Origin of the sequence: Enterococcus sp. DIV1279b (assembly GCF_050531515.1) — a bacterium.
GTDB classification, from domain to species: Bacteria; Bacillota; Bacilli; order Lactobacillales; family Enterococcaceae; genus Enterococcus_D; species Enterococcus_D casseliflavus.
In genome coordinates this window covers 488,542-508,903 of record NZ_CP172891.1, presented here as the reverse complement: position 1 = coordinate 508,903, position 20,362 = coordinate 488,542, and the positions used below count along the sequence as shown (strand labels likewise).

Annotated in this window: 16 protein-coding genes; 2 read left to right on the top strand and 14 right to left on the bottom strand. The window is 42.1% G+C overall.

Annotation, left to right across the window (positions count from 1 at the left end; genetic code table 11):
- Positions 1-20: 20 nt before the first annotated feature.
- Positions 21-920, bottom strand: a complete 900-nt coding sequence (locus tag IGI71_RS02380) for an AraC family transcriptional regulator (RefSeq protein WP_428210993.1) — start codon at positions 918-920, stop codon at positions 21-23.
- A gap of 120 nt (positions 921-1,040) precedes the next feature.
- Between IGI71_RS02380 and IGI71_RS02375 the strand changes: the two genes are divergently transcribed.
- A complete protein-coding gene (locus IGI71_RS02375) occupies positions 1,041-2,306 on the top strand; it encodes an alpha-galactosidase (protein WP_430616160.1) in 1,266 nt (421 codons plus the stop codon).
- A 123-nt stretch (positions 2,307-2,429) separates the two neighbouring features.
- Here IGI71_RS02375 and IGI71_RS02370 read toward each other — a convergent pair whose 3' ends face one another.
- The 10 genes from IGI71_RS02370 to IGI71_RS02325 all read right to left on the bottom strand — a co-directional run bounded on the left by IGI71_RS02370 (position 2,430) and on the right by IGI71_RS02325 (position 13,343).
- Positions 2,430-4,430 (bottom strand): glycoside hydrolase family 31 protein, encoded by a 2,001-nt coding sequence (locus IGI71_RS02370; RefSeq protein WP_225000899.1) that lies wholly within the window; start codon positions 4,428-4,430, stop codon positions 2,430-2,432.
- A 33-nt stretch (positions 4,431-4,463) separates the two neighbouring features.
- Positions 4,464-5,390: an AraC family transcriptional regulator gene (locus tag IGI71_RS02365; RefSeq protein ID WP_231472804.1), complete on the bottom strand. Its 927-nt coding sequence runs from the start codon at positions 5,388-5,390 to the stop codon at positions 4,464-4,466.
- 136 nt (positions 5,391-5,526) lie between these two features.
- The gene (locus IGI71_RS02360; protein WP_005227303.1) at positions 5,527-5,793 is read right to left on the bottom strand and encodes a DUF6171 family protein; all 267 of its coding nucleotides are present in this window, start codon (positions 5,791-5,793) and stop codon (positions 5,527-5,529) included.
- 4 nt (positions 5,794-5,797) lie between these two features.
- Positions 5,798-7,243 carry an alpha-N-arabinofuranosidase gene (locus IGI71_RS02355; protein ID WP_034857854.1) on the bottom strand — a complete coding sequence of 482 codons (1,446 nt, stop codon included), beginning with the start codon at positions 7,241-7,243 and terminating at the stop codon, positions 5,798-5,800.
- Positions 7,244-7,253: 10 nt separating this feature from the next.
- Positions 7,254-8,876, bottom strand: a complete 1,623-nt coding sequence (locus IGI71_RS02350) for a glycoside hydrolase family 43 protein (RefSeq protein ID WP_010748729.1) — start codon at positions 8,874-8,876, stop codon at positions 7,254-7,256.
- A gap of 18 nt (positions 8,877-8,894) precedes the next feature.
- Positions 8,895-9,851: a glycoside hydrolase family 43 protein gene (locus IGI71_RS02345; RefSeq protein WP_115231664.1), complete on the bottom strand. Its 957-nt coding sequence runs from the start codon at positions 9,849-9,851 to the stop codon at positions 8,895-8,897.
- Between the two features lie 15 nt (positions 9,852-9,866).
- Positions 9,867-10,283, bottom strand: a complete 417-nt coding sequence (locus IGI71_RS02340) for a hypothetical protein (RefSeq protein WP_010748727.1) — start codon at positions 10,281-10,283, stop codon at positions 9,867-9,869.
- Positions 10,284-10,291: 8 nt separating this feature from the next.
- Positions 10,292-11,143 (bottom strand): carbohydrate ABC transporter permease, encoded by an 852-nt coding sequence (locus IGI71_RS02335; protein WP_005227285.1) that lies wholly within the window; start codon positions 11,141-11,143, stop codon positions 10,292-10,294.
- A 12-nt stretch (positions 11,144-11,155) separates the two neighbouring features.
- Positions 11,156-12,046, bottom strand: a complete 891-nt coding sequence (locus tag IGI71_RS02330) for a carbohydrate ABC transporter permease (protein ID WP_005227284.1) — start codon at positions 12,044-12,046, stop codon at positions 11,156-11,158.
- Between the two features lie 46 nt (positions 12,047-12,092).
- Positions 12,093-13,343: an extracellular solute-binding protein gene (locus tag IGI71_RS02325; protein ID WP_005227283.1), complete on the bottom strand. Its 1,251-nt coding sequence runs from the start codon at positions 13,341-13,343 to the stop codon at positions 12,093-12,095.
- Between the two features lie 315 nt (positions 13,344-13,658).
- Here IGI71_RS02325 and IGI71_RS02320 point away from each other — a divergent pair, with 315 nt between their 5' ends.
- Positions 13,659-14,549: an ArsR/SmtB family transcription factor gene (locus IGI71_RS02320; RefSeq protein ID WP_005227282.1), complete on the top strand. Its 891-nt coding sequence runs from the start codon at positions 13,659-13,661 to the stop codon at positions 14,547-14,549.
- Positions 14,550-14,622: 73 nt separating this feature from the next.
- Here the strand turns inward: IGI71_RS02320 and IGI71_RS02315 are convergent, their stop codons facing one another.
- The 3 genes from IGI71_RS02315 to IGI71_RS02305 form a co-directional block, all read right to left on the bottom strand.
- Positions 14,623-16,446, bottom strand: coding sequence for an APC family permease (locus tag IGI71_RS02315; RefSeq protein WP_005227281.1), 1,824 nt, complete (start codon positions 16,444-16,446; stop codon positions 14,623-14,625).
- 217 nt (positions 16,447-16,663) lie between these two features.
- A complete protein-coding gene (locus IGI71_RS02310; protein ID WP_231472806.1) occupies positions 16,664-19,369 on the bottom strand; it encodes a YhgE/Pip domain-containing protein in 2,706 nt (901 codons plus the stop codon).
- 288 nt (positions 19,370-19,657) lie between these two features.
- Positions 19,658-20,332, bottom strand: coding sequence for an HAD family hydrolase (locus IGI71_RS02305; protein ID WP_231472807.1), 675 nt, complete (start codon positions 20,330-20,332; stop codon positions 19,658-19,660).
- Positions 20,333-20,362 lie beyond the last annotated feature (30 nt).

Below are 20,362 nucleotides of genomic sequence, written 5' to 3'. Positions count from 1 at the left end.
CACTTTCTAACTATCTGTCTTTACTTCATTCTTAAAAAAGCTGTATGTTCCCCTAATATATGTTGTCCTGCTTCTTCTTTGATTTGATGGGTGTAGATTTGACGATAAACTTTAGGACTCATGCCTTTTTTCTGTTTAAAGGTATTGGTAAAGTGCTGCCTACTGTTGAATCCTGCTTGAGCGGCAATTTCGACGATTGGCAGCTGACTATTGCTTAGTAAAAATGCTGCCTGCTTCAGACGCTCACTAGTGAGAAAATGGTTGACCGTCACTCCCAGTTGCTCATGAAAGAGTTTATGCAAGTAGGCTTTCGTAATCCCCACAGCCGCTGCGATTTGGGAGACTTGAATATCTTCATCAAAATGCTGTTGAATATAGTTGACCGCAGCGTTCACATAGCAATTGCCCCGTTTGGTTTCTTTCGTACGTAATGAAAAGGCTAATTCCATCAGCATCCGCTTAAACAAGAGCTCGATCGTAAATTGCCGTTCAGCAGACGGTTGCTCTTGAGTATCATCGATCATTAGCAGCTGCAGCAATGACTTGATCGCTTGTCCAAATTGGCGGACATCGCGACTTTTCGCGTAAGGCTCATTCAATTGTACATTTCCTTTGATGTATGCAAAAACATCACGAACACAAAGGGCGGACGGTGTCTCACTCAGAAGAAATTCAATATTCAGTAAGGTGCAGGAATCTCCTTCAACGAGTAAGGCGTGTTCCACAAAGGCATTTATGAAAACGAAATCATTTCTTTCCAGAACAATTACTTGATCTTGCATCTTTATCTTACACTTCCCTTTGGTCACAAACATGATCTCACACGCTGGGTGTTGATGTGGATCCATGGAAAAACGCTCAAGGGCAACACTATAGTATGCTGTAATCTTCGCATAGTTTGTTTCTTGTGGAAACACCATTGATCAACTCCTTTTTCATTCGTTGACGATTTCTTTCTTTTTTATTGCTAGTAGACAAAACTTTCCCTCTCTTTTTTATTGCTTACTATACTATAAGAAAAACGTACTAGGAGGAAATCAATGTCTTTTTTACATTTTGCACAAACACCCCCAATGGGATGGAATTCTTGGGACTGCTATGGCGCTTCTGTAACCGAAGCAGAAGTGATCGCCCATGCTGATTTTATGGCAGAGCATTTGAAAGCTTATGGTTGGGAATACGTCGTCGTGGATATTCAATGGAGCGAACCAGAAGCAAAGTCTACAAGGTACAATGATTTTTATCCATTGTGTATGGACGACTATTCTCGCTTGATTCCTGCTGAGAACCGTTTCCCTTCAGCAAAAGATGGCGCTGGTTTCAAAAAACTTGGTGACTATCTGCATCAAAAAGGGCTGAAGTTTGGTATCCATATCATGCGCGGCATTCCACGACAAGCAGTTCATCAAAATACGCCGATCAAAGGAACGGATAAACGGGCACGAGACATTGCTATGAATTCAATCTGCCCTTGGAATTCTGATATGTATGGGGTCGATGTTTCATTGCCTGAAGGACAGCTTTATTATGATTCTTTGCTCGAATTATATGCTTCTTGGGGTGTTGACTTTATAAAGGTGGATGATATCGGCGATTCGAAAATTTACGGTGATGCCCATAAAGCAGAAATCAAAGCGATTCGCCGTGCGATCGATCGATCCGGTCGAGAGATCGTCCTTTCTTTGTCTCCCGGACCAGCTGCCCTCAAAAATGGTAGTTTCTTTCAAAATCATGCCAATATGTGGCGCTTGACGGATGACTTTTGGGATCATTGGGACGCCCTTTACGCCATGTTTGACCGAGCAGCAGAGTGGGCACCTTTCGTCCGTCCAGGTAACTGGCCTGACTGTGATATGCTGCCGTTGGGTCATATCGGCATTCGGGCAGTTGATGGTGGCGGTGGTGATAGCTGGACGCGTTTTACGGAAGACGAGCAATACTTATTGATGAGTTTATGGACGATCTTCCAATCTCCATTGATGTTCGGTGGTACTTTACCAGACATCGATCCCTTTACGTTACGTTTATTGACGAATACTGAAGTCTTCGAAATGTATCGAAGAATCCATACGAAAAAAGAGTTCTATCGTGATCAAGAGTGGATCATTTGGGAGGCGTTGAGCGACACAGCCGTCTACTATGCCATTTTCAATGTTTCTGATCAAACGCAAACCATCCCAAAATCGATCGCTGCTTTACTACCAATTAAAAGCGGCACTGAGTTATGGCAACAAAAAGAACAAACAACTGCCGATGTTGAGGTTCCTACTCATGGTGTCTTGTTACTCAAAAGCCCATTACAATAGTCCTCTCAATGAAAGCAACACAATGTACCGAGCACATTGTGTTGCTTTTCTATTCATATGGTTCTTACCCTCTCAACAAGGTACCTACTAGCCTTACAAACAACTCACCGTAACCATTTCCAGTTACACTTCATGAATCAAGTAACTCTGTTTTCCCTCTCGTAAAAAGATTGGTAAGGAATCAATTTGTGCCTGTGCGACAATCCATTGTCCACCTTCATAGATAGTTCCATCTCGAGCATCGGTCCATTTTGCTCCTGTTGGCAAATATACCTCACGATCAGTAGCATGCGCTACAACGATGGGCGCTACTAGAATATCAGAACCATAGAGATACTGTGTTGTCAGTTCCCATGCCTGGTGATCCTCTGGAAATTCATAAAAAGTTGGGCGAATGACTGGCGTTCCTTTTTCATGAGCTGCGCGCATCAATTCACGCGAGTAATCCCGCATCAATTCACGAATTCCAATAAATTTTTTCATAATCTCATAGTTCTTTTCCCCAAACGCCCATATTTCGTTAGCTGCTCCGGTTTGCTCTGTTTCTTCACCATCTGCCTTGAAGATTTTTTTATGGGGAGTACGTGAACCATGCAATCGCATGACTGGACAAAAAGTCCCGTATTGAAACCAGCGGATCAATAAATCTTGAAAATCTAGACTTGTCACAGAACCACCATGAAATCCGCCGATGTCACTTGTCCACCACGGGATGCCTGCTAACCCCATTTGCATGCCAGCAACGATTTGGTTGCGAAAGTCTTGATAAGTCGAATGAATATCGCCGGACCAAACCAATGCCCCATATCGTTGGCTGCCCGCCCAAGCACAACGAACCAATTTGATTGAATGTTCTTTTTGTGAGGAGGCTTCTCCCTCATCAAAACCACGAACATACTCACGGGGATAAATATTGCCTTTTTGCAACACACTCCCTACATAATAACGATAGGAATCATAGTCATACGTACCAAATTCTGGTTCAGCCTCATCCAACCAAAACAAGCGAATGCCGTTATTGACATAATTTTTTGATACTTTCTCCCAGACATAGTTTCGAGCTTTAGGATTTGTTGGATCATAAAAAATGTTATTCCCATGAAACAACATCTGTACATCAATGCCGCGATCCGTTTTGACTAATAAGCCTTTTTCTTTCATCTCTTGAAAATTCTCACTACGCGTGTCGATTTGGGGCCAGATCGATACCATTAGCTCGATTCCATATTTATCTCGTACTTCTTCTGCCATCGCCTTGGGGTCTGGAAAGAAATTTTCATCAAAGCGAAAATCACCACAGCGCGGCCAATGATAATAATCGATCACTAGTACATCAACGGGAATGTTCCGCTCTTTGTGTTCCCTAGCGATCGCCACTACTTCCGCTTGTGTCGCATAGCGAAGTTTACATTGCCAAAATCCTAGACCATATTCGGGCATCATAGGTGCCCGTCCTGTCACTTGGCTAAATTGTTCTTCGATTTGAGCTGGTGTCTCTCCAGCAGTGATCCAGTAATCCAATTGCTTCGTACTTTCGGCACGCCATTCGGTCGTATTTTTACCAAAAGAGACCGAACCGATTGCTGGATTGTGCCAAAAAAAGCCGTATCCTTTGTTTGATAAATAAAAGGGGATCGAAGCTTGTGAATTTCGATGCGCTAATTCTAAATTACACCCTTTTAGATCAAAAATATCCTGCTGATATTGCCCCATACCATAGATTTTCTCCTCATGATTGGCTTCGAAAGTAGCTTTTAGTTGAAAATCTCCTCCAATAATCGACTTAAAAAACCGCGCCTTTTTCAAGAGCGCACCGCCAGATGCTGCTTCTTTCAAAATCACTTCGCCTTTTTGATTGCAAAAAGTGATCTTGCCATAGTTGTTCCAGCCTGACTCTTTGGTGACTATTGCGTGGATTTTTCCATTACCGATAGATCCTACATCCCCCTCAATCGCAACCTCGGCCTTAGAATCTTGTGTTAATAATGCACAGCAGGATAAATCTAGTTCACCAGACGGTGCACTCACCACCCGCAAACTGTTCGTGCCCCAAGCAATAATGCGCACGACTTCATTTCCATTTTGAAATTCGAGGTAATTCTCACCTATTGAAAAAAACGACATTTTTGAACCCTCCTTTTTTTCAGTATAGCTGGATTACAGAGGGCTATCCTTCGATTTTATGGCGTGTTCTATCGTAATCATGTCATTTTTCCGATATTGTGTAGGGGTCTCACCAAACATCTTTTTGAAGCACACAGAAAAATGATTACTGTTACAAAAACCGACAGCTTGAGCGATCGCCACCATGGTCAAATCAGTCTCTCGCAACAATTCTGCCGATCGGATCAAGCGATAATGATTTAGATAAGCCATTGGGGAAGTTCGAAATGATTGTTTAAAAAATCGTGTAAATTGCTCTTTACTTAAGGAAACAGAATCGGCCAAATCTTGTAATTGGATCATTTCATGATAATTACTATGAATATAAGATAAAACCATTTTTTCCCGTTTTTCTTGGAGGCGCTCGCTTGATTTTTTTGCTGGCTGGTCGGTCCCAACTTCTAATAGATATGACAAGAGTTGGATAACAATCCCTTTCAGACGTAATTCACGATAGGACGATTTCCCCATAAAGCATTGATCAAATAGTTGAAACAAGGTGAGACTTTGTTGACTTTTATCTGGAAAATCCACATAAGAAGTAACACCTTCTTGTCTCAAAAAAGGATCGATTTGTTGGCTTTGAATTCTATCTGATTGTCGACTCGTGATTAATTGTTCAGAAAAAACGATACACGAAAAACGGCAGCTTTGTTGTGCGATTCGATAGGCAGTGTGTAAAGCGTTGGGAGGAATCAGTACGATCGTATTTGCCTTAATCTTGCGTGAGACTCCATTAACGACTAATTCTAGCTGTCCTTGATGGACACATAAAATTTCGATTTCTTTATGCCAATGTGGCACAAAAAAGAATTCTCGCCAAACACTCACTAAATTAGGATAATATGCTAATGGGAAATCTTCTGTGCCATGGTTCGCAGCTTCATAATAAGCAAGCGCTGCAGGTTGATTTATTTTCATTGAATCACTCGCTCACTTTCCACTTTGTTAACAGTGTTTTTCGTTTTATCATAGCGTATCTACAACGATTATGTAAGCGTAATCAAAAAATAGTTTATCTGTTGATCCTTCTGACCAATTGAAACAAACAGGACAGCTACTTGACGAGCTGTCCTGTTTGTTCCCACATTCCTGCAGGACAGTTTTTCTTAGCTAAGTTTGCGCGAAACCGATAAAAGCAGCCGCATTTGGTACAGGTATGATTCAATCGCAATGGACAAGTCTCACAAACAGCGATTCTCCTACTGACGATCTCCGGCGAAGCCAAGTCGCTTTCTAAAGAAAGTTGTTCTGCAATCAAGGATTCAATGTCTTCCTGTGCTGCTGCAGCAGCATCTTTCACTTCGCATCCTTTACAAGTCATGGGATCAGACTGTCAATGAAATCGTTAGAACACTCATTGCTGGCACCCGCAAGCTGACTTTGTTCTCTTTAACATCGTAAGCGGTGAAGTCTTGGATCACCACATCTTCAGGATGATCAAAATCATTGTGTGCGTTCATTTTGTCCCCCACGATATAACGAGCTTCTTTCACTTCATTGATCGCTGTTTCCAGGGAGAAGGTTAATTCTTCCGTGCCTTGGGTAGCAAAATTACAAACCGATAGATGGATCGTATCCTCTTTTTTCGAAATCGTATACGTAATGGTATCACTGCTAGTTCCATGGCTATCAATGGTTTCAGCATCTTGATGGACTTTGTACAAATCAAAGACATGATAGCTTGGGGTTTTCACCATTTGTTCGCCATCTGTCAAAATCATCGCCTGCAGGACGTTGACGGTTTGTGCGATATTTGCCATATGCACTCGCTTGGCATGTTTATGGAAAATATTCAAGGTGATCGCTGCGACCATGGCATCACGAATCGTATTTTGTTGGTATAAGAAGCCTGGATTCGTCCCAGGTTCTGCTGAGAACCAAGTGCCCCATTCATCAACAATGATTCCAACACGCTGTTCTGGGTCATACTGGTCCATGATCGCGCTGTGGCGGGTCAATAATTCATCCATGTAGGCTGCTTTTTCACAGGTCACTTGCCACTCTGCCTCATCAAATTCCAAGGCGCTACCTTTTTCTTCCCAGCCCTGCGGATGAACGTAGTAGTGCAAGCTTAGGCCGTCCATCAACCAATGGGCGTTTTTCATCAGCGTTTCTGTCCAATGATAGTCTGCGACATTCGCTCCGCCAGCAACTTTGTAGATTTTTTTGTCACCGTATTGGCGGACATAGGTTTGATAGCGGCGATACAGATCCGCATAGTACTCTGGCCGCATATTGCCGCCGCAGCCCCAGTTTTCGTTTCCTACGCCAAAGAATTTCATTTCCCACGCATCTTCATGGCCATTTTCTCTGCGAAGATCAGCCATCGGAGAAATGCCATCCATCGTGATGTATTCCACCCATTCCGACATTTCTTGCACCGTTCCGCTGCCGACATTGCCGTTGACATACGCGTCACATTCCAGCTGCTTGATCAATTCAAAAAATTCATGGGTCCCGAAATGATTGTTTTCAGTCACGCCGCCCCAGTGAGTGTTGACCATCGTTTTGCGGTTTTCTTTAGGTCCAATTCCGTCTTTCCAATGGTATTCATCGGCGAAGCAGCCGCCTGGCCAACGCAGCACAGGGATTTGAATGTTTTTCAGTGCTTCAACCACATCGATCCGCATCCCATTTTTATTTGGGATCTGCGAATCTTCTCCAACGTATAATCCTTCATAGATACAACGGCCTAGATGCTCTGCAAAATGACCGTAGATATATTTGCTGATCGTTGTTCCTGATTTTGTGTTTTGAATGTTAATCGTCATTGTTATACTCCTATTCTTTGATTCCCCAAATGGACTCATTATTATCGCCAATCGTTGAGAACGTTAATTTTTGCTGCTCAAATTCTGTTATTTCCTGAGTTAATAAAATTCCTTTGAAGGTCGCTTCTTCAAAAGTCAATGCCAAGTATCCCGCATCGTACGTCCAAGTTCCGGTCAAGTCACCAGTAACGCTTCCATCTTTTTGAAGCTCGATCGTCTGCGTTTTTAGCATGGTCGTTCCATTGTCGGTACCATGGTTAATGATTTCATAGCGCCCGATAATGTCATCTTCTGTCAAAGCATCCGCTACTTGTTCATTGCCTCGATACTCGTAGGGTGCTGGAACTGGCCAGCCCTCCTCATTCATATACATTCTGTTGACCCGCACTTCATGGGCTTCGGTTCCATTGTTAAAGCGCGTATGGTACACCAAGGACCACTGACCATTCTCATCGATGATCGCCGAATTGTGTCCCGCTGCTCGATACCCCATTTGTTGAAACGAGAATTGGTAGTTTCCAATCAATTTGATGCCGTAGTTTGAATTTTGGTCCCCTTGTTCTAAGATTGGGCTATTTCCTTGGGCATCAAGGTAAGGTCCTTCTGGTTTTTCAGCGCGAAATAGTCGCATATTGTAACCACCTTTTGCTGCTAAACCACCGTAAGTGACGAATAGGTAATAATAATCGGTTTCCTCATCATATACAATATAGGGGCCTTCTCCTGATTGATGATAGCCGCCAAAAAGCTTGATCCCGAAATAGCGATCAATGATACGCCCATCTTCCGTCGTGCTATCTTCCCCAGGATACATTGGTTTTCCAGTAGCTGGATCAACTTCCAATAAAAAGATACCGCCAGACCAAGAACCATAGGTCATCCATAGTTTCCCTTCTTCATCATAAAACAACGCTGGATCAATGGCGTTTGGCGCATAATCGGTGTTATACGTCAGACCATCTTCGATCGCCCAGTTTTCACTGAACCCACTGATTTTCCCCTCTTTGATCAATTTGGCCAAATGGGTATTTTGATAGTTGGTATTGCGTTCACTACCATCTGTCGAATCTTTTTCTGTAAAGCCAGAATAGATCACGGTATCCGCATAGCTATAGGGTCCTTCGATCGTTTTAGCTACGGCCAATCCAATCGCTGAACGCCGCCAAGTAGAACTAGCTGAGTAGTAGAGCATGTAGGCTCCTTTGTCTCCATTTGACCATTCATAATCAGCATTCCAAATGACATCTGGTGCCCAAAGGCTGTAACCACCTTGTGAATCGGCATCATCATAGCCTGCCCATTCAAAAGTCTCAGCTAGATTTTCTTTTGTGTTACCATAGATCATATTGTCTTCCATTGATTCATATTCGTGAGTGAAAGGCACTTCCCAAGTTTGTAAATCTTCTGTTTTCGCTTGGGCGAGATGCGAACCAAATACGTAAAACAGCTCTTGGTCACCAACATGAATAGAAGTAATCGATGGGTCATGAATCGACACTCGATTTTTTGTCGTTGTTTCCCACTCCTTTTGTGAAAGTTGCTCAGCAGCATCTCCTGTTTGACAGCCAGCAAGAAATAAACTAGTAAAAAAAACGGACATGGTTAAACAGAGCATTTTTCTTTTTGTATTCATTTTTTCCCTCTCTTTTATCTATCCTTTGACTACACCGGGTTCGCCAAAATCAGGTAATCCATTGTTTTTCCAAGTAAACGGTTGGACATACGCATGTCGATTGGGATTTTCTAAAGGATTACTGTAATCATTTTTTTCTGGTCTTGCATGATACACTAAGATCTCTTGTTCCCCCTCCTCATCGACTGTAAAGGAGTTATGTCCTGGTCCGTATAGGGAATTTTGTTCAGAACTTGAAAAGACTGGTTCCTTCAACTTATGCCAAGAATACCCATTCAATAAATCACTATCTTCATCTGCCCACAACAGTCCCATCGCGTAGTTTTCATCCGTCGCACTGGCTGAATAAGTAATGATCACTTTTCCATTTCTAATCAAAGCAGCTGGTGCCTCGTTCACTTTGAAGCCAATTTTTTCCCATTCATAATAAGGAATGCTCAGCAGAATCTGCTTTCCTTTCAATGTCCAAGGATTTTCCATCTCTGATAAATAAAGATTGGAATTGCCTGGAATGTTTGGATCTGCTTGTGCCCAGACATAATACAATCGGTTCCTGTGTTCAAATACCGTAGCATCTAAACTGAAACTCTCAAATTGCGTCTTGATCTGTCCTTTTTCTACCCACTCGCCTGCAAAGGGATCTTCATTCGCATTTTCGATCACAAACATCCGATGATGATGCTGATCATTTCTGACTTCTCCATGATCTGCAGCAGCAAAATAGATGTACCATTTTCCTTGAATAAAATGAATCTCTGGTGCCCAAATCAGTTCACTCATGGGGCCTTCGGCATGAGCCGTCCAGATGACTTTTACTTCACCGTCAGCCAGTCCTTTCAAGGTTTTTGCGCGTCTTAATTCGATTTCCTGATACCCTGGTTTTGATCCAGTGAAGTAATAATATCCATCAGTATGCTTGTATATCCATGGGTCTGCTCGTTCTAATACAATCGGTTCCAAATAATTTTCTGCCATAAATTCTACACCTTCTTAAATAATTCCGTTTTCCGTTTTTAGTATTTTTATTGCTTTGTTTTTAGACATATACATCGTCGTAGCTAGTAAATAGAGGACAACACCGATCACATCATAGATGATCAAATGGATGATGACACAGGCGATCATCCAACGTATCGTTCCTTTGTTTATTTGTTTGTCTCGCATATTCTTCGCGTTGATCCAACTGATAACGCCCATCAAAATCGTCGCTAACGCAACGATCATAACTACCTTCGATATCATTCCTACCAGACTTGACTGCAAGTATTCATACTGATTTTGATTTTGAAATGCTGCGATCCCTTGTTCTTCAAACCAAGGATAATACCCAAACATCGTTACAAGACCAATACAGACATCCCAGACCGCACTGGCACGTAGTAAATTTCTTTCCAATTTTCGATTCATGATCTTCACTATCCTTTTATTCCTGCATTTAAGTTCATAGATTCAATGAAGTATTTTTGAGCAAATAGAAACAGCATGACCGTTGGAATGATCGCAATCAATGCCGAGCCCATCAATTGACCAATCATTCGGTAGTTGCCATAAATGTCTTGTAGTAATAGCAAACCGGCTGTGATCGGCATTTTACTAACATCCGTATACACGATCACTGGCCACAAGAAATCATTCCATGAACCTGTGAAAGAAAAGAGGCCTGCAACGATCAACACAGGTTTGATCAAAGGAACGATGATCTCTGCAAAAATTGTAAATTCATCTGCACCATCCATTCGTGCTGACTCGTCAAATTCAAGCGGAATACCTTTCATAAACTGGCGCACAAGAAAGATATTTCCCATCCCTGCTAAGCCTGGAATGATCATGGCAAGAGAAGAGTTGACCCAGCCGAAGGTTTCAATGATTTTGTAAGACGGGATCAAATTCACTACACCGGGAAACATCGAGATCCCCATCAAAAGATAAAAGATACGATCACGGTATTTAAAACGCATTCTGCCATAGCCATAAGCGGTCACTGAAACAACGATCACAACTAAAACAGTGTGCGTGACTGCGATAAACATTGAATTCCATAACCACTGCATTATTGGTGCAGTAGACGTATTAGTTAAAATCGCTACATAGTTATCTAATATCCAGTTTACGGGTAATAAACGAAACCCAGTGGAGACGATTTCGGTTTGAGAACGAAAAGAAGTGGCGAAGCTAAAAATCAATGGAATAACCCAGATGATACATAAAACGATCAGAAACAAATATGCGATGACCATACTAGGTATATGTTTCTTTTGTGTATTCATTTTTTTGCCCCCTTAAGTATTGCTTCTATCTAAAAGAAAATATTGAAATACGGACACACACATAATGATCAATCCTAAGATGACTGCCATTGCCGAAGCCATTCCTGCAATTGATTCTCCTTGACTAAAAGCCAGTGAGCGGATATACATCATCAATACAGTCGTGCTTTGGTTTGGACCTCCACCTGTCATCATCAAAGGCTGTGCAAAGACATTAAATGCTCCAGCAGTTGTCATCACGATCGTATATAACAGTGGAAAGCGAATAGATGGCAAGGTCACATTCAAGAATTTTTGGAATGCTCCCGCTCCGTCGATCTCTGCCGCTTCATAAAGGTCTTCATTGACACCTGCTAAAGCTGAACGATAAATGATCATGTTACCACCGATCGCTCCCCAAATGCTGACAACAAAAATTAAGATCCAAGCATAGGGTTGTCGCGAAGCCCAAGAGAAATCGAACCCAAAAATATTATTGACGGCACCTAATCGAGAGTGGAAAATCAATGACCAAATCAAAGAACCTGCTGAAACAGAGATAAGACCTGGAATATATAGAATTGCTTGAAAAAGTCCTTTCAGCTTCACTTTTTTATGTTGCAATGCAGCTGCAATCATCAGTGGAATGATGATTTGTAACGGCACCATGATCAAAACGAAAATAAAGGTATTTTTCAAACCATTCCAAAATTGGGTATAGAACGTCGAGGAACTATCAAACAATAATGTTTTATAGTTGTTAAAACCGACCCAGACTGGATCAGAGATCAAATTCCATTGCGTAAATGAAGCATAAATACCATAGATCGTTGGAATACATACAAAAATAATAAAGAGTACCATGTGTGGTCCAATGAATGCGATCGATGCCCAGTTAATGCTCTTTTTTTTCATTCCTTTCATTCCCTTCTAAAAATTGGAAAAGGGGATAGAATTATCCCCCCTTCACTTATCTAGCTACTTCTGCAATCTTATCTTCGACATATTGTTGCATCGTTTCTAATCCTTCATCCATATCTAATTCACCGTAAGCGATATCTGTACTATAAACATCTAATGCTTCTAAGACATAAGAGAAATAAACGTAGTCAAAGATGTAAAGTGTTTCTTCTTCCTCTGGTGTAGAAGTAAAGAATGATTGTGGGTATTGTTGGTAATCATCACTTTCTAAAATATCTTTACTTGCAACGATTTGACCGGCTTTTGCCCATTCGATCGAGTTTGTACGAACGAATTCTAAAAATTGTGCGATTACTTCTTCTTTTTCTTCTGTTCTGCTTTCACTCTTCAACATGCCAAACATATGAGAAGCTGCTCGGTTGGTTGCGATGTCATCTGAAGTCGAATAAATATTTGTTACGCCCCAATTCAAGCCCTCAACCGCATCATGAGCGGTAGAAGTCCAAGTACCATCTGTTGATAAGAGTACGTTTCCGCCTTGGAACATCAAATACCCATCTTCTCCATAGGGTGTCATCAGGCCTGCATCTGTTAACGCTTTAATTCTTTCTAACGCTTCTTTCATTTCTGGCGTATTCACCGTCGGGTTCCCAGCATCGTCAGAAATCGCGCCGCCTAAGTTACGGATTTGCGCTAAGATAACCCAAGAAAGTAACGCATTATTTACGACATAATCGCCTTCTTCCATCTGCCCTGCTAATGACATCATTTCATCAAACGTCACGATGTTATCGTCTAACCAAGAAGTGACATTGTATTTTTCTAAAAGATCTTGATTGTAATACATGGCACTGGCATGAATATCTAATGGGATCGTATATTGAGTATCGCCGATTTTCCCTGCATTCCACGCCGTATCTAAATAATTGCTTTCTTCTAACTCAGGTTGATAAGAAACCAGACGATCAACCGGATCAATAATATCGGAATTGACAAATTCCTCTACTTTATAAGAATGCATCAAAGTCAAATCTGGAATCCCACTTTTAGAACTTACAACCGTACTTAATTTAGTGTACATATCAGACGTGATCACATGATTGATTGTATAATCGGAACCTGATTGTTCATTGAATTCATTTACGATCTGATCCATATAAGCGCCATCATCACCAGTAAGGGGTGACCAAAAATTAATCGTGTATTTTTCTTTTTCCGCTGCCTGATAACGATTAAAACCAATAAGGGCAACTGCAACGACTGCAACTAAAGCACCAATAATAATAAGTTTCTTCTTCATGTTTTTCCCTCTTTCATAGAAATTGAATTTTGGTCTTTGAAGCCGAACACGCCTATCCTCCTTCTCTTATTTGCTATCCCAGCATTTATAATTGCATTATTCATTTCTAGCGTTTGCAAACACTTTCAATTTACAAATAAATCATAACTTGATTTGTAATCGCTGTCAACAATATTTTGATTAATTTATTTAGGATAATATCTATATTAATTAATAAATATATTAATAAACAGCGAAATAAACAACGCTATTTACACAAATTAGCAAATATGTTAACATTCAAGTAAATCAAACAGTTTAAGCGGAGGTGATACGATGCAATTAGAAATCAATCAAGAAGCATTGCCTGTCTATGAGGCACTTGCCAGTAACGTGCGAATCAAAATCATTCAATTGCTGGCTAAAAACAAGATGAATGTCAAAGAGTTGGCACAGGAGTTGGGCTTAAGCAGCGCTATCATTACGATGCACATCAAAAAATTAGAAGAAGCCAAAATCATCAAAACAGAGCGTGTGGGACAAAAAAAGATTTCCAGTTTGAGAGTGGATCATATCGATATCAACTTTCCTGAGAAAATCTTTAATGCCTTTGATACGAAAGAAACGGCGATACCGATCGGTCATTATACAAATTATTCGGTAGAACCAACGTGCGGGCTTGCTACTTCAGCTGATTTTGTGGGAATGGTGGATGAACCGAAGTTTTTCATGGATCCCCGACGAATGGATGCCCGCATCTTGTGGTTTACGAAAGGATTTGTTGAATACCAATCGCCAAACTTCTTAGCAAGAGAAGAAAAACTTGAAATGATGGAGATTTCAATGGAAGTTTCGTCTGAATTTCCTTTTTCCAATAACAACTGGCCGTCAGACATCACCTTCAGCTTAAATGGTGTGGAGCTTGGTACATGGACTAGCCCAGGGGATTTTGCAGATATTCGCGGCAAGTATACACCGGATTGGTATCCAGACAATCTCAATCAGTACGGGTTATTGAAGACGATCCGCATCATGGATCACGGAACCTACATGGAAGGTGTTCCTCTTTCCGACATTACGATCAAGGATATACCTGCCTACGAAGATACGTGGCACTTAAAAGTGGAAGTCAAAGAAGATGCAGAGCATGTCGGCGGTTGTACCCTCTTTGGCAAGGGGTTTGGGAATTACGATCAGGATATCAAACTGAAAATGTTTTATAGCTAAAAAAAAAACGCTAGTCTTAGCGGCTGACCCAAACATTTCTTTTGGGAATCAGGTCGCTAAACTAGCGTTTTTGTTATTTCTTCAAATGGTAACTGTACGTACTTACAATGATGTTCTCACGCCAAGAGAGTCTGAAACGCAAGCGCAGGCTTGTTTGGTTGTGCAAAATATTTTGCCAGCGACGTCTTGGGACAAACTGTGGAATGATGACGGTCGTTGTGTAATTGTGTTTGGCTGCATTGCGGCTGACTAGATCCACATAACGCAAGATGGGATTTTCAATCGAACGATACGAAGAATGAACGACGGAGAAACGCACGTCTGGGAATTTTTGCTTAAATTCTTGTTCGATCTCTTTTTCTTTCTTCACATCTTCATCCAACGAGACGTGCATCGCCACGACATAATCACCAATCGATTGGGCATAGTTCAATGCGCCGATATTTACTCGGGTAACATTTCCGACTAGAACGATCACGGTATTTCCTTCATAAACATGTAGTGCTTCTTGTTTTTCCAATCGCAGCTGTTCTGCGACTTTTTTATAATGATCATGGATCTTGTAAAAGATATACAAGAGGATCGGCATGATAATGAAGAATGGCCAAATATCGCCTAAGCGATACACGAACAAGATGGCAATGATCGCAAAAGAAATCAAAGCCCCAATGATGTTGGCGATCGATTTAAAGAACCAGCCTTTGCCTTCTTTTTTCCATTTGACGACCATTCCGCTTTGAGATAGTGCAAAAGGAATGAATACCCCGATGGAATACAACGGAATCAAACGCTCGGTCGATCCTTGGAAGATAAACAATAGGACGATGGAACCAGCAGCCAAGGTGATGATCCCGTTTGAGTAGCCGAGACGATCCCCACGGTCTTGATACATGTGTGGCATATATTTGTCTTTGGCTAAGTTATACGCCAACACAGGGAAGGCGGAAAATCCAGTATTTGCGGCAACTGCTAGAATCAGCGCTGTGGCAAATTGCAAAACGTAGTACATAAACCCATGACCAAAAACAGCAGAGCCGATTTGAGATAGTACGGTCACTTCTGCTTCTGGTACGATACCGTACCAATAGTTGATAAAAGTGATGCCGACGAAGAAGAACCCTAAGATCGCAGCCATGATCGTCAAGGTCGCAGCTGCATTTTTCGCCCGTGGTTTTTTGAAAAATGGCACCGCGTTACTGATCGCTTCGACCCCCGTCAAAGAAGAGGAACCTGATGAGAAAGCCCGTAAGATCAAGGCTACGGATACCCCAGGCACCACAGCTCCCGGCAGTGCGGTTGCATTCAACGGTTGCGCACCAGTTACGATGTTGTACAAGCCGACCACGATCAAGACTGTGATCACTGCGATAAAGGTGTAGACAGGAATCATTAAGAAGCTAGCTGATTCTCGCAGCCCTCGCAGATTCATCATCATGATCAAGAGCACGATCACGACAGAAATCGCCACTTGATGGCCGAACAACGCTGGCACAGCAGAAGTGATGGCTTCCGCCCCTGCTGAGACGGATACTGCTACTGTCAGCATATAATCGATCAACAGTGAGCCGCCGGCAATCAGGCCCGCATTTTTCCCTAAATTTTCACTACTTACTACATACGCCCCACCACCGTGAGGGTAAGCATGAATGATCTGACGGTAAGACAAGGTCAATGAAATCAAAAGAATAATAACAAAAGCAGCGATCGGTAATGAATACCAGATGGCAGCAGCGGAAAGTGCCACTAATACGACAACGATCTGCTCTGTCCCATAAGCAATCGAAGACAAAGCATCAGAAGATAGCAACGCAAGGGCCGCCGTCCGGCTCAGTTTTTGTTCATCATTCTCTGCGGATTTCAATGGACGTCCGACCAACAAACGTTTCAAATACTCCACTTTTTCTACACTCCTTTTCATGAAAAAATCCTTCGTTAAACTTGTAACGATATCCTCACAAATATTGAATTATCAAGACTGTATGCTACTCTTGTAACCGCGAAAAGTCAATGAAAATCAGATGAAAAAACGACCCTTTTTCCCTCTTTTGATTATTAGAAATTTCACGTGATGGCACAAAAGCAGAAAGAACAAATGCTCTTTCTGCTTTTCGATGTTAGTGGAAGAAATGACTTTCTTTGGAAATGTCGCTTAATTTCTTCGTAGAGTTGACTAGATAAGGATACGCGTAGGTACCGACGATCCCAAAGACCAGGAACAAAATCGTTAAAATAACCAATTGTGGTACGGCATTTGGCCAATAGATCCCGCCAGCTGATTCTCTTAACAGATTGACTGCGTGGGTAAATGGCAGAAGCGGATTAATGAATTGGAAGAACTTCCCAGAAACTTGGATCGGGTAGTTTCCTCCCCCACCTGAGATGGAGAGAACCAAAATGATGATGGCGATCCCTTTCCCGAGGTTGCCGAACAGTCCTGCCAGTACGTAAACGATCATCATAAAGGCGAGTCCGACGAGTAATGCGAAGAAGACACTGTACACTGGATTGTGGACATCAACGCCTAATAAAAACATATTTCCTAGGGTCACGATCAAACTTTGGGCGACTGCCATCGTCAAGAACGTCAGCATTCGTGCCACAAAGGTTTCACGTTGGGTAAAGCGTTTTTTGTCTTTCTTCTCTAAATGATACTCCGTTGTAGCGACACTTGACAACAATAATGCCCCTACCCACAAACACAATGCGGTATAAAACGGTGTGCTAGCTGAACCATTGTTGGCGATTGGATAGATTTCATTGCTTTTTAATTCCACTGGTTGTTTGAAGAAGTCGGCTTCATCGGTGGCATCAAGTTTCAATAATTTGATGACTTCCCCGAGATCGACTTCATTTTCTCCTGCTCGGATCGCATCAGCGGCTTTGTGAATGCCTGCTTTGATACTTGGCCAATCGTTATTGATCAAATCGACAGCCGCATCCAAGGCTTTTTCAACTTCTGGCAGTTTTTCATCCACCATCGCCATTGTAGAGCTGATTTCTGATTTGATAGTTGGCCAGTCGTTTTGCAAGAAGTTTACGGCCAACCCTAATTTTTCTTCGACAACTGGCAATTCGTTGTTGTATAGGTCGGCTCCTTTGTTGATGGCATTGACGATTTCATCCATGTGACCATTCAGCATCGTATTAGCATCGTGCAATTCTTGCTTGATGGCAGGCAATTCTTTTTGGTATTTTTCCAAAATCGTCACGGCATTGCTGACCACTGATTTGGTGGAAGACAGCAACGAGTCAAAATCGATCTCTTGGGCTTTTTTCAAGACATCTTCGGCGGTGGTGATGGTTTCGATTAGTTTGGTTAGGATGTCGTTGATGGTGGTGGTGATTGAATCAACATTGATGCTGTTCATGAGATTGGCAACGTTTTGAGCAGCTGCGGTAACTTGATCGAGATACGCTGTAATTTCATCAACAGACCCATTTTGAACAAGGTTATTCAATTGCGATAAGCGGTCAGATAAAACACCTAACGTTGTTTTGGCATTGCTTAGTTGTGCAATGATACCTTCTAGGTCGGCATTACTGCCAGAATTCTGAATATTGGTTAAAAAGGCAATCAAGGAATCCAAGGCGGCTTGTTGTTGTTGGATGTTCTTTTGAAAGTCAGTGATCGTTGCACTGATTGCTTGACGCTCTTCATCCGTTAGTTCATTGTCAGCCAGCGCTTGGCGAATCGTACTTGTTAGACCGGCAGTGGTGGTTGCCACTTGACTGATCGACTCAATCGTCACCTTCACACTGCTAGAAATACTTGGCAGGGCATCTTGCAATTGTTGCGCCCCATCTTTGGTCGCGGTGGCGAAGCTGGCGGCTTGGTCGCCTAGTTGTTCGATCTGTGGTAAAGCGGTTTGCACTTGTTCAATGACTTGCAGTCCTTGCTTGGCGGTGTCGATGCCGTCCGTCATGGTGCTGGCAATGTCATCGAAATCATCGTCGATCATCTTCAATTGTTTGCCAGCATTTTGGATCTCTGGGATCTTTTCTTGCAAGGTCAAAATGATGCTGGCTTCTTTCTTCAATGCAGGCAGCTTATCGTTTAAGCCGATCAGTTTTTCCCCCATGGCATCCACTTGTGGGATATAATCGGTGAATTCTTCGGCTTTTGCGATCTTTTCTTTGATTTCTGGAAACTTATCGTGCAAGGTGACGATCTCTTTCGTATAGCCATCGATCGTAGCCAAATTGTCATCGGTGTCTAAGATCATCGATTTGACTTTGTTGATGCTGACTAAGTTGGAATCAATGTCATAGCCGATTTCATTGAAGACTTTTATCAACGTGGAGCTGGCGGTTTCAATAAAGTTTTGTGAGATCTCTTCTTGAAGGCTGCTGGCTCCTTTATCGGTGATTTTTGGTGCGATAGCGTTGATTTTTTGGTTGCTATAATATTCGATGGTCGGTTTTTCGATTTTCCCGCTGGTAAAGCTGATCAGATCATCTGAAAAATCCGCTGGCAGATAAATACCCGCGTAATATTTTCCTGACTTGACCCCTTCTACTAAGTCCTCTTTTGAATCCAAGAAACGCCAGCCCAACTGCTTGTTTTTATGGAGGGTATCGATGACTTCATCACCGATATCGATGTGCTTGTCTTGAAATTCTGCCCCTTTATCCGCACTGTAAACGGCGATCGGCAATTCACTGGTGTTGCCGTATGGGTCCCAGAGGGCTTTGATATTGAACCACGCATAAAGCGAGGGTAAAATCATTAAGGCAATGATCAAAAATGCAGAGATTGGATTGCTGAAAATTCGCTTCCAGTCCAGTTTATATAAATAGAAAACATTCTTTAGTTTATTCATTTTTTCTTCCCCCACTAGTTCTTCGTCGAAGGATAATTTACCATGTTTTTCCCCTGCCGCCAACGGCTAGGATCGACCAAGAAAAGTCCTTTTGACAAATGGACGTTTTTGTCAAAATGAAACCCCTTTACTTTTTGTTTTTTTTCGCTTATTGTTAAACTTTCTTTAACTTTACCATGATGGCGAAAAACACACCACTCATATCCTTTGATCTGTTTTTTTACAGGCCTTTCCTATACAAAAAAAAGCTTCCTTTTTCGTTGCAGAAAAAGGAAGCTTTTTTAGGCATTATTTCAGTTGATCCTTTGCCAATAACTCATACACATATTTCAATGAGGTAGCTTCGCCATATAATTGAAGATCTGCTTTTTCCTCTGGGGAATAGACTTGATCAAAGCTTTGATCGGGAATCAGCACGACATCGATGCCCGCACGCGTCGCGGCTGTTGCTCCCACAAGAGAATCTTCCATGACTAAAGCTTTTTCTGCTGCGACTTGCGCTTTTTCTAAAGTCAGCAAGTACGGTGCTGGATCAGGCTTATGGGCGGAGACATCATCGCCAAAGGTCTGATAGTCAAAGGCCTGCAACAAATCGAAATGCGTCAACAATTCAGAGGCTCTTTTTTTCATCGTCGAGGTGGCTAATGCCGTTTGGAAGCCTTTCTCACGAGCCAAGGCGATGGTTTCTTTCGCATAAGGTTTGGTTTTGAAGGTGCCATCGGTTATTTGCTGGGCAATATAGACTTCCCGTTCTGCTCGTAATTCCTGCACCCGCTGCTGACCGCCTACGAGGTCGGCTAATTTAGTGGCAGTCTGTTGCCAACTTTGACCACGCCAACCAAAAATATCAGCGGCTGTAATCGGAAGCTCATACCTTTTAAATAGCGCCAACCACCCATCAAAATAGACTCTTTCGGTATCGACTAACAATCCATCAAAATCAAAAATCAAAAGTTCTTTCATAAACGCTCCTTCGTTTTGCTAAGATTTTTT